This is a genomic window from Halorhodospira sp. M38 (genome assembly GCF_022227985.1).
Taxonomy (GTDB): Bacteria; Pseudomonadota; Gammaproteobacteria; order Nitrococcales; family Halorhodospiraceae; genus Halorhodospira; species Halorhodospira halophila_A.
Window position 1 is genome coordinate 1 of sequence record NZ_JAJNQP010000032.1, and the last position, 11,079, is coordinate 11,079.

An 11,079-nucleotide genomic window follows, 5' to 3' on the forward strand; every position below is an offset into this window, starting at 1 on the left:
TAGTGTCGCTGGGATACGGACTGAAACGTACCGTACTGGGATTCTCGGAGACTGCAAACTGGGCCTTATAGAGCCCAGGGTGGCCTTAAACTCGCTTGCGACGTTGGCCGAAGAATGGTCCGATGCGCGAGTGCACGGACGACGGATTGAGACGAGCATGCCTGACACGGCCGGGCTGAGCGAGAGGGACATTTGTACCAAGTTCATTACCCCGGCGCTGCAGCGAGCTGGGTGGGACATCCAGACGCAGATCCGCGAAGAGGTCTCTTTCACAGCCGGGCGTGTCATTGTGAAGGGGCGTCTCCACACGCGAGGCCGTCAGCGCCGCGCCGACTATCTCCTGAGCTACCGCCCCAACCAGCCCATCGCCGTTGTTGAAGCCAAGGATGGCAGCCACAGCGTGGGCGACGGCATGCAGCAGGCGCTGGCCTACAGCGACGCCCTGGATGTCCCCTTCGTCTTCTCCAGCAATGGTGACGGCTTCCTCTTCCACGATCGCACGGGGCTCGGTGACCGGACGGAAACCGAGCTGACCCTCGAAGAGTTCCCGTCTCCGGAAGAGCTCTGGGAGCGGTACTGCCGCTGGAAGGGGCTGGATGGTCCGGCTCGTCCGGTGGTTGAACAACCCTACTACGAAGACGGCAGCGGCCGCGTGCCGCGCTATTTCCAAAGGGTCGCCATCAATCGCACCGTGGAGGCCGTGGCCAAGGGCCAGGACCGGATCCTGTTGGTGATGGCCACCGGCACGGGCAAGACCTATACCGCCTTCCAGACCATCTGGCGGCTGTGGAAGTCCGGGCAGAAGCGCCGCATCCTCTTCCTCGCCGATCGCAACGTACTGGTTGATCAGTCCAAGAACAACGACTTCCGGCCGTTCGGTCAGGCGATGACCAAGATCGGTAATCGGACAGTGGACAAGTCCTACGAGATCTACCTTTCGCTCTACCAGGCGGTGACCGGGGCCGAGGAGGAGCAGAACATCTACCGGGAGTTCTCGCCGGGCTTCTTCGATCTGATCGTCATCGACGAGTGCCACCGGGGCAGCGCGGCGGAGGACTCCGCCTGGCGCGCCATCCTGGACTACTTCAGCAGCGCCACCCACATCGGGCTTACAGCAACTCCCAAGGAGACCAAAGAGGTCTCCAACATCGATTACTTTGGTGATCCCATCTACACCTACTCGCTCAGGCAGGGGATCCAGGACGGCTTCCTGGCCCCCTACAAGGTGATCCGTGTGGATCTGGACAAGGATCTCCAGGGGTGGCGGCCGAGCAAGGGTCAGACTGACAAGCACGGCCATGTCATCGAGGACCGGATCTACAACCAGAAGGACTACGATCGGAAACTGGTTCTCGATCAGCGGACCGAGGCCGTCGCCCGTCGAGTGACGGAGTACCTGGAGAGCAATGATCCCTACCAGAAGACCATTATCTTCTGCGAGGACATCGACCACGCCGAGCGCATGCGCCAGGCGCTGGTAAACCTGAACCCGAAACGGGTCGCCGAGAACCGCAAGTACGTCATGCGGATCACCGGGGACGAGCAGGAAGGCAAGGCCGAGCTGGACAACTTCATCAACCCCGAAGCGCGCTACCCGGTCATCGCCACCACCAGCAAGTTAATGACTACCGGCGTGGATGCCCAGACCTGCAAGGTCATCGTCCTCGACCGCCGCATCAACTCGATGACGGAGTTCAAGCAGATCATCGGCCGCGGCACCCGCATCAACGATGACTTCAACAAGCACTGGTTCACCATCCTCGACTTCAAGAAGGCCACGGAGCTCTTCGCGGATCCGAACTTCGACGGCGACCCGGTCCAGATCTACGAACCGAGCGGCGAAGAGCCCATCGTGCCCACCGACGAGCAGCCCTCCGAGGCGGAGGAGGGCGCAGAGCTGGAAGAGGTGCCGGCCGAGGGCGGCGACGTGGCCGAGGAGCCGGGGGAGTACGGCATCGAGGGTGAGCCCGACTGGAGTACGGATGACTCCACCGGCCCCTGGGGTGGCAGCAATGGGGGTGAAGAGGGCGGTGACGAGCCACGCCGCTACGTTGTGGGCAACGTCCCGGTCTCGGTGATCGCCGAGCGCGTCCAGTATCTGGACGGCAACGGCCAGCTCATCACCGAGAGCCTGCGCGACTACACCCGCAAGCAGGTGAAGGCGCAGTACGCCTCTCTGGACGACTTCCTCAAGCAGTGGGAGAGCGCCGATCGCAAGCAGGCCATCATCGATGAACTGGCCGAGCAGGGCGTCTTCTGGGAGGATCTCATCCGTGAAGTGGGCGACAAGCTCGGCGAAGAGCCGGATCCGTTCGATGTCATCTGCCACATCGTCTACGACCAGCCGCCGCTCAGCCGTCGCCAGCGGGCCGAGAACGTCCGCCGTCAGGACTACTTCCAGGAATACAGTGAATCGGCCCGTCAGGTGCTGGAGGGGCTGCTGGAGAAGTACGCCGACACCGGAATCGAACCCATCGAGGACCGCAAGGTTCTCACCATGGATCCCCTGAGCCGCCTGGGAACGCCCACCGAACTCATCCAGTCCTTCGGGGGCAAGGCCGGCTACGACCAGGCGGTCCGTGAACTCGAAGGCGCCCTCTACGATCAGCAGGCTTAACCGGGCCTGGCGCCCACCGACCGAACACCAGGAACCAACCGACCCATGGCGATCAGCACCACCATCAAGTCCATCCAGGACATCATGCGCAAGGACACCGGCGTCGACGGTGACGCCCAGCGCATCGGCCAGCTCGTCTGGATGCTCTTCCTCAAGATCTACGACGACCGCGAACGCGAGTGGGAGCTGCTGGACGACGACTACGTCTCGCCCATCCCCGAGGAACTGCGCTGGCGGAACTGGGCCGCCGATCCCGAGGGCATGACCGGCGACGAACTCAAGCGCTTCATCGATGATGAGCTCTTCCTCGGTCTTCAGACCCTCTCTCCACGGGGAGATGACACCCGGCCGGTGGTTATCCGGAATGTCTTCGAGGACGCCTACAACTACATGAAGTCCGGCCAGCTCCTGCGCCAGGTCATCAACAAGATCGAGGCCGAGATCGACTTCAACAAGTCGGGCGAGCGCCACGAGCTGAGCCAGGTCTATGAGCAGATCCTCAAGGACCTTCAGAGCGCCGGGAATGCCGGGGAGTTCTACACCCCCAGGGCCGTCACCGAGTTCATGGTCGATCGCGTGGATCCCCAACTCGGGGAGCATGTGATGGATCCGGCCTGTGGCACCGGCGGCTTTCTGGTCAGTGCCATTGAGTACGTACGCCGCCACTACGTGGAGACGCCCGAGGACGAGCGGACGCTCCAGCACTCCATCAGCGGCATCGAGAAGAAGCCCCTGCCGCACCTGCTGGCCACGACCAACTTCATCCTCCACGGCGTCGAGGTGCCCGGCCAGGTTCGCCACGACAACGCCCTGGCCCGCCCCCTCATCGACTGGGGCCCGCGGGATCGAGTGAACGTGATCGTTGCCAATCCTCCCTTCGGCGGGATGGAGGAAGACGGCATCGAGAACAACTTCCCCCAGGCCTTCCGCACGCGGGAAACAGCCGACCTCTTCATGACCCTCTTCATCCACCTGCTCAAGGAGGGCGGACGGGCAGCCGTGGTGTTGCCGGATGGCTTCCTCTTCGGCGAGGGCATGAAGACCCGGCTCAAGGAGAAGCTGCTCACCGAGTGTGACCTACACACCATCGTCCGCCTGCCCAACGGCGTCTTTAATCCCTATGCGCCAATCAAGACCAACCTGCTCTTCTTCACCAAGGGCCGGCCCACCGAGGCGGTGTGGTACTACGAGCACCCCTATCCCGAGGGCTACAAGAGCTACAGCAAGACCAAGCCAATCCGTTATGAGGAGTTCGAGCGGGAGATCGCTTGGTGGGGGACCGAGGAAGACGGCTTCGCCGCCCGGGAAGAGACCCAATACGCCTGGCGGGTGCCGGTGGAGGAGATCCAGGCCGACAACTACAACCTGGATCGCAAGAACCCCTACGCCGAGGAAGAAGAAGACCACGACCCCGAGGAGCTGCTGGCCAAGTACGAGCAGCAGCAGGCCGAGATCCAGGAGCTACGCGACCAGCTCAAGACCATCCTGGGCGAGGCCCTGACCAGCCACGAGGGCTGAAACCATGCAATCGGGCGAGGAAGAGGGCGAGATCGCCATCTATGAGACCGACTCCGGCGCCTTCGAGGTGCGGGTCGAGGCAGAGACGGTGTGGCTGACCCAGGCCCAGATGAGCGAGCTGTTCCAGCGGGATCAGTCCGTCATCTCGCGCCACATCAGCAGTGTCTTCAGGGAAGGGGAACTCGAGGAAGCGACCAATATGCAAAAAATGCATATTGCTTCCTCGGACAAGCCAGTCACGGAGTTCTCCCTGGACGTCATCATCTCCGTCGGCTACCGGGTCAAATCCCAGCAGGGCGTCCGCTTCCGTCAGTGGGCCAACCGTGTCCTCAAGGAGCACCTGACCTGCGGTTACACCATCAACCGCCAGCGCTTCGAGGAGAATGCCCGGGAGCTGGAAGCGGCGTTGCAGCTCGTCCGCAAGGCCGCCACTGCGCCTGCCCTGGATGCTCAGTCCGGCCAGGGGCTGGTGGAGATCCTCAGCCACTACACCCGCACCTTCCTCTGGCTCCAGCGCTATGATGAAGGCCTACTTCAGGCGCCACCCGGGCAGGCCGGCGGCGATCTACCCACCGCTACCGAAGCCATGGCCGCCCTGGAAGGGCTCAAGGCGGAACTGATGGAACGGGCCGAGGCGACGGAACTCTTCGCCCGGCCCCGCGACGATGGGCTCGCCTCCATCCTCGGTAATCTGGACCAGACCGTCTTCGGCGAGCCCGCCTACCCGAGTATCGAGGCGAAGGCCGCGCACCTGCTCTACTTCGTGGTCAAGGACCATCCCTTTGCCGACGGCAACAAGCGCAGCGGCGCCTTCCTCTTCGTGGACTTCCTCCACCGCAATGGTCGGCTGCTGAATGATGCCGGCCAGCCTGTGGTGAACGACGCCGGTCTTGCCGCCCTGACCCTGCTGGTCGCCGAGTCCGCTGCGGACCAGAAAGGCGCTATCCAAATCTGTGTGGGTGACGGCTTCATCAGGTCAGGCGGCGGCAGCACTAGATGTTGTGCGATAGGGTGAGGCCGGCAGATGGGTGAGCTTGCCGCAGACCAGGTAGCTGATCGTGATCAGATTCCGCAGATGACGGAAGCCGCGGGCACGCGCCTTAGCCGCTTGGATCTGGGCGTTCATCCCCTCGACAGCGCCGTTCGACAGGCGCGAGTCGAAGCGATTGAGGATGCCCTGCCAGTGGGCTTTGACGGTCAGGGCGAAGCGCTTGAACGGCTCCAACCGACAGCGCCGGGCCCAGCTGTACCAGGCCTTGAGCTTGCCCTCGGCCTCGCCGCGATTCGCGCCGCTGGTCAGGATATCGCGCAGGGCCTCCTTGAGCCGCCAGGCGCGGGCGGACCTCGTCGACGGCCTGGTTGGCCAGCTGCACCACGTGGACAGGCGGCGGGCATCAAGGTCCTGGAAGACGGTGATGTAGTTCTGCCCGCGCCGCGAGGCCGTCTCGTCGATGCCGACAGCGCGTACGCTGCCGAAGTCCTCCTGAGCACGGGCAGTTTCCACGTAGTGATCGAGGATCCGCCACAGCGCGTCATCGCCGACGCAGAGCAACTCGGCCACCTTGCGCACCGGCATCTCGCGGCAAAGCGTGATGACCATCGCCTCGAACAGCTGCGAGAACCCGCTACCCGGCCGCGCCCAGGGCACCTCAACCTGCGCGGTCTTCCCGCAATCCTGACAGCACACCCGCGGCACGGCGGCGTGGATGTAGGCCTGGTGCTCGAAGAAATGCAGGTGCTGCCAGGTGCGCTGACGGGTGTCATGCACGGGCTGCCCCTCGGCGCCGCAGGCCGGGCAGGCGAAGCGGCTGCCGCTGGCGAAGGTGACATCGAAGTCGATCCGCTTGGCCTCGGCATCGAAGCGGATGTCGCTGACCTCCCAGGGCGCGCTCAGCCCCAGCGCGGCGGTGAACAGGGCATGCTCGGTGGCCATGGCAGCTCCTTACTTGGTCAAGACGGCGAGGCACAACATATCGGGTCACGCCCGCGGACGGCTACCCCGCTACAAGCCGCTGACACCCACACGATCCGCGAAGGGGCCAGTTTTTGCCGGGGACGCTGGAGGCACTCGACAACGCCTTGTCACAGGCTGACGTGCGCGCGGAAATCATCGTGGTCGACAACGCGTCCACTGATGACACGGCCGCAGTCGCCGAAGCCGGGGGCGCGAAAGTGGTGACCGAGCCTGAGCGGAAGATCGCGCGGGTGCGAAATGCGGGCGTGGAAGTCGCATCCGGACGCTGGCTGTTGTTTCTCGATGCGGACACGCAGGTCACCAGCGAGCACCTGATGGCCGTCCAGGCAGCATGGTCCGGCAGTCTCGCCGGCGCCGGTGCGCCCGTCACACTGGGTGCCCCGTTGTCCCGTTTCTACGCGGTGGCAATGCGCGTGTGGAACGCGCTCTCCCGACGGTTTCGATTGGCCGCAGGATGCTTCGTCCTTGCCCGTGCGGATCTACACCACGCCATCGGCGGATTCGACGAACGCCTCTATGCCGGCGACGAGATCTGGTACTCCCGGACGCTGCGACGGGCGGGGCGCCGCCAGGGCCTGGAGTTTCGCATCCTAACGGTCCCACCGGTGGTCAGCTCTGCACGAAAAGTGCACTGGTATGCGCCGTGGCAGCACGCCCTGGTCTTGCTGACGTTCCTGCTCTTCCCCTGGGCAGGCCGATTCCGGCGGTTGAGCTGGTTCTGGTATCGGAGGCCGCAGTGAGAGCCGAATGGGTGAAATCGACCCTGAGCGGTCATTCCGTGAGTGCTGATCCTATGGCCGCTTTCTTCAGGAGGCCCTCTGGTTCTGCCCGAACCAACGCGGACGAGCTGGGAGTGTTATTCATTCCGAAGGTCAGTCATGTCCCCCGGCGCGGTCGCGCAATGCCGACATCGACCAGCTCCCCCGCGATCCAGTCCCACACCAGACGATTGACCTCGGCCGGGCTGCGTTGTGTCGTCGCAATGGGGGGACCGATCCGAACCGTAATCAGACCCGGCCGCTTTCGCCAGTCCTGGGTCGGCCAGCAGTAGCCCGAATCGACGGCTACCGGCACCACCGGCACGCCGTTGGCGCAGGCGAGCCGCGCCCCGCCTTGCAGGAACCGACCCAGCTCACCGTGACGCACCCGCATCCCCTCCGGGAAGATCACCACCCAACGCCCGGCTCGGATGTGCGTGGACCCGTGCTCCTCAACCTCGCGCATCGCTTCCCTGGGGGACTGTTCGCCGACGCCGATCTCCTCCAGTGCCTTTAGCGCCATGCCATAGAATGGCAGCCGGAACAGCTCACGCTTGACGACCCATGCCAGCCGTGTCGGGAAAATCGTCCGATAGGCAATGGTCTCCCAAGCCGATTGGTGATTCGACATCACCACGGCCGGCCCCGGCGGCAGATGCTCCAGTCCGATGACGCGATAGCGCACACCACAGCAGACCCGCAACCACAGCAGGTTTGCCCGGCACCACAGCCGCGCCGTATCCTCGCGCACGCCATAGGGTAAACGCCAGAAGGCGAAGATCAGCAGAGCGAAGGGCGGTGTGATTGCGAAGAACCCCGCGAAAAACAGCGCAGATCGTAAAGCTGAGACCATCTAGACCGTTGCCCCTTGTCAAAGCCCTGCCCCCAGTGTGGCAGACTCGAGATGGAAAACCGCCTGCGCCCTGCCGTTGCCGAGCGCTCACGCCTGCCCTTGTGCGCCCGGGGTTGCGCTGTCATGGCTCAGCAACCCAGACCGCTGCGACCGTCCCCTTGGCCCCTCACCGAACCCCACCATGGCACCCCAGTAGTCGCCCAGTGAGCGCCGGCGACGATAGGGTGTATCGGTCTGCCGACGGGGCCCGAGACCCAATTGCGATGGTAGAGTTGGAACTGGGGATCGCGAACGACCCGTTGCCGACCTTCGATCAACGGTTGGGAACGTCTGCTTGCGTCGTTAATAAACCTCGGGTTTGTGCCGATTCCGCACCCGGTGGACGTGAACGTCCACCCGATTCCCAAGCTTTTCTAGAAGTCACCGAGGCGTTGTTCCCGCCATTCGTCATCGTTGTACGGACGATACGAAGCGACCAGGCTCCCCCCTGCAGCCGGTCGTCAAGGGCTGGTCATCCCCGTCTGATCTGCCAAAGCTTGGCCCTAACGGACAAGCTCTGCTGTGCGCCGTGTGGTCGAGCCGAACCACATGGGTTTGTCGACGACGAACTTCATCGAGCGTTTCACCAGACCTTTGCCGGGGAAGAAACCAAGATCGAGCCACAGCCGGATCACAGCCGGCGCCTCAAGATCGATGGTCTGCTCGATTGGCACCAGGAAGCCTTCGTAATCACCCGCCGGGGTCGCGTACCGCTCTCGAGTGATGGGCATGACTCGGTGCTGGTACTGACCCTTGTGTACAGCTTCTTGCGTCTCTCTGTTAACGACCGTAGCCCTGCCGGAGGCACTCCATGTCTGGTCGGGCACGATCCTGTTGGGTAGCAGCAGTACGGGCGGCTCGTACAGCACGGTCTGGCCTTGCGTCAGCACGTCCAGACCGGTGAGCAGCAGGCTGCCATCCCGAAGCTCTTGAAGATGGAGGATGTTGTAGTCGCCGAATCGAACCTCCCAGCGGCCTTCACCTTCAGCGGAACTCAGTTCCAGCACGACCTGCCGTCCCTCTCCGTCTCCGTCCACCACCTCAAACGTGCTTTCACCTGGGACCAGAGGGAAAAGCTCCCCAGCCTCAACCTCTTGAACCGTCGATGCCGGCGGCGCCGACGTCTCCGCGAGGGTGGCCCCGGCGGTGCAGAGACCGACGCCGATCAGTATCGCTCGTGCGCAAGACAGGTACATTGCATCTCTCCTGTACATTGCATCTCTCCTGGAGCCCGTGGGCGAGGTGCGGCGCAGCACTCGTAGCAGTGAAGCGACGTCAACGCGAGAGACGGCGGCACTGGCCGAGGTTTGTCGAGGCCTTCCCCTGAAGCGCTTCCCGACCAGAATTCGCGACACCCAACCTTCTCCGCTGGAGTTTAGACAACACCCGGCCAGCCGCCACCGCAGCCGCGACGTAGACGTTGCACCGCCGGAGGGGAGTCGTAGGATTATCCCGGTCAATCAAACAGTCCGCGACTGCGACCGGCAACACCGCTGTCCGTGGACACACGAACGCGATTTCACACCGAGGGTCAGAACGCTTCTGATCGCCGATAGGTCGAGCCGACATCACTTTTCCGGCCCTTTTCCGAAGCCCTACACGGTGCGTTCTGTAGCGCACAGACAACATCCATTGACGGAATTAATCTAACGCCTAAGCAGGTTGCCGCCGGATCCCGTCGGTAAGACCGGAATCGCACTGCGACTTGCATGGTCCGTATTAGTAATTAGAGAGTCGCTGGATGAGTGTACAAGCGTCGAATATCGACACCACGGACGACCCCCGGGCGTGGCGCCGCCTGCTGAGTGGCTATCGTGAACCCCGCATCGTGCGAAGCGTTGTGGAAATCCTCATTACGGCAATCCCGTTCGCGCTCCTGTGGGGGCTGACATGGTTCGCCGTGAGCGCAGGCTACTGGGTTGGGCTGGTGCTTGCCTTGCCGGCGGCAGGCTTCCTGGTGCGTCTGTTCATGATCCAGCATGATTGCGGCCACGGGTCGTTTTTCCGTTCTCGACGTGCCAACGACTGGGTCGGCCGGGTCATCGGGGTGTTTACGCTTACGCCGTATGATTTCTGGCGCCATAGCCATGCGATCCATCACGCCAGTTCCGGCAACCTGGATCGACCCAATGTCGGCGGTATCGATACGTTGACCGTGCGCGAGTACCAAGCGCTCCCAAGGCGTCAAAGACTGCGCTATCGCTTGTACCGCCATCCACTTGTCCTGTTCGGGATCGGCCCGGCGTACGTGTTCTTGCTCGATCAGCGGCTACCGGTGGGTTTTATGCGCTCCGGGTGGATGCCGTGGGTGAGCACCATGGGCACGAATGCAGGCATCGTTCTGGTGGCGGCCGGCGTGATCGCGCTCGTTGGTGTTGGAGATTTTCTGCTGGTGCAGCTTCCCATTACGCTGCTTGCCTCGGCAATGGGGGTCTGGCTGTTCTATGTCCAGCACCAATTCGAAGAGACCTACTGGGAGCGCCAGGACGAGTGGGAATTCCATGAGGCGGCCTTTCATGGGAGTTCGTACTACGCGTTGCCGGGCTTGCTGCGATGGTTCAGCGCCAACATCGGCGTGCACCATGTCCATCACCTGTCCAGTCGCATTCCGTCATACCGGCTTCGCGAAGTGCTGGACGATCACCCAGAGCTTCGGAATGTGGGGCGCATCACCCTCCGCCAGAGTCTGGCGGGTGTATCGCTTGCTCTGTGGGATGAGGACCAGCGGCGCCTGGTCTCTTTCAAAGAGGCAGAGCGTACCCCCGCCGGTGGGCGCACACCCCCTGGGCGGTGCTGAAGATCTCCAGACACCTTGTTCGATGACCTGGATGCATAAGCACAGACCTATGGCCAAGGTGGACGGTATATACCGACATCAGGACAACGTCATTAACCGGCAGCGTTCCCGACTCCTTGCCGGCCGCCGCTTTCTCGCTCATCTTCCAGACATTTGCCGGGCCCAGGGCGGCGAAGGACATCTAAGGCCGGATGCTGGACCACCCCTGCGATACCAAGCACGTCGCCCTCGGCGTAGAGTCGCAAGACGGATGCGCAGCCATTGCTGTCTATGCTGTAGCGCTTGAAGGCCCTGATATCACCATGTACGGCCTGGCTGGATACCGATACGCCGGCGCAAGAAAGGTGCTCCCCCTTCGACAGGACGCGGTCGCCAAAAGGCGTCTGTTCGTCAGCCGCCTTGTGCCCCGAGAAATGCGGAAACGCAATGGGTAGCCCTGGGGATCTTGAGGGCGCGCACTTCGTGCTTTGTTATGTGCAGGGCATGGAATCCTTTATCGAGCTGAGACTGGCGAAGTTGTAA

The 11,079-nt window shown here is 63.0% G+C and carries 8 protein-coding genes; 5 read left to right on the plus strand and 3 right to left on the minus strand.

Going from position 1 to position 11,079, the window contains the following annotated elements:
* The first annotated feature begins 157 nt into the window (after positions 1-157).
* Genes hsdR through rhuM form a run of 3 tightly spaced genes read left to right on the plus strand, consistent with a single transcriptional unit; the run spans position 158 to position 5,150 of the window.
* Complete coding sequence (hsdR, locus tag LRA98_RS11910) at positions 158-2,617, plus strand: EcoAI/FtnUII family type I restriction enzme subunit R (RefSeq protein ID WP_238634134.1); 2,460 nt, start codon at positions 158-160, stop codon at positions 2,615-2,617.
* A gap of 45 nt (positions 2,618-2,662) precedes the next feature.
* Positions 2,663-4,135, plus strand: coding sequence for a type I restriction-modification system subunit M (locus LRA98_RS11915; protein WP_238634133.1), 1,473 nt, complete (start codon positions 2,663-2,665; stop codon positions 4,133-4,135).
* Positions 4,136-4,139: 4 nt separating this feature from the next.
* Positions 4,140-5,150: a RhuM family protein gene (rhuM, locus tag LRA98_RS11920; protein WP_238634132.1), complete on the plus strand. Its 1,011-nt coding sequence runs from the start codon at positions 4,140-4,142 to the stop codon at positions 5,148-5,150.
* Here the strand turns inward: rhuM and LRA98_RS11925 are convergent.
* A complete protein-coding gene (locus LRA98_RS11925) occupies positions 5,112-6,068 on the minus strand; it encodes a transposase (protein ID WP_238634131.1) in 957 nt (318 codons plus the stop codon). The two genes, rhuM and LRA98_RS11925, sit on opposite strands and share 39 nt — an antisense overlap.
* A gap of 113 nt (positions 6,069-6,181) precedes the next feature.
* Here LRA98_RS11925 and LRA98_RS11930 point away from each other — a divergent pair, with 113 nt between their 5' ends.
* Entirely contained in the window at positions 6,182-6,850 is a 669-nt protein-coding gene (locus LRA98_RS11930; RefSeq protein WP_238634130.1) for a glycosyltransferase, read from the plus strand.
* Between the two features lie 136 nt (positions 6,851-6,986).
* Here LRA98_RS11930 and LRA98_RS11935 read toward each other — a convergent pair whose 3' ends face one another.
* Both LRA98_RS11935 and LRA98_RS11940 read right to left on the minus strand, forming a co-directional pair.
* The gene (locus tag LRA98_RS11935; protein ID WP_238634129.1) at positions 6,987-7,721 is read right to left on the minus strand and encodes a lysophospholipid acyltransferase family protein; all 735 of its coding nucleotides are present in this window, start codon (positions 7,719-7,721) and stop codon (positions 6,987-6,989) included.
* Positions 7,722-8,263: 542 nt separating this feature from the next.
* Entirely contained in the window at positions 8,264-8,956 is a 693-nt protein-coding gene (locus LRA98_RS11940) for a hypothetical protein (protein WP_167782298.1), read from the minus strand.
* Positions 8,957-9,501: 545 nt separating this feature from the next.
* On the opposite strand from LRA98_RS11940, the gene LRA98_RS11945 reads away from it, so the two are divergent.
* Positions 9,502-10,557, plus strand: a complete 1,056-nt coding sequence (locus tag LRA98_RS11945; protein WP_238634128.1) for a fatty acid desaturase — start codon at positions 9,502-9,504, stop codon at positions 10,555-10,557.
* The last annotated feature ends 522 nt before the right edge of the window (positions 10,558-11,079 follow it).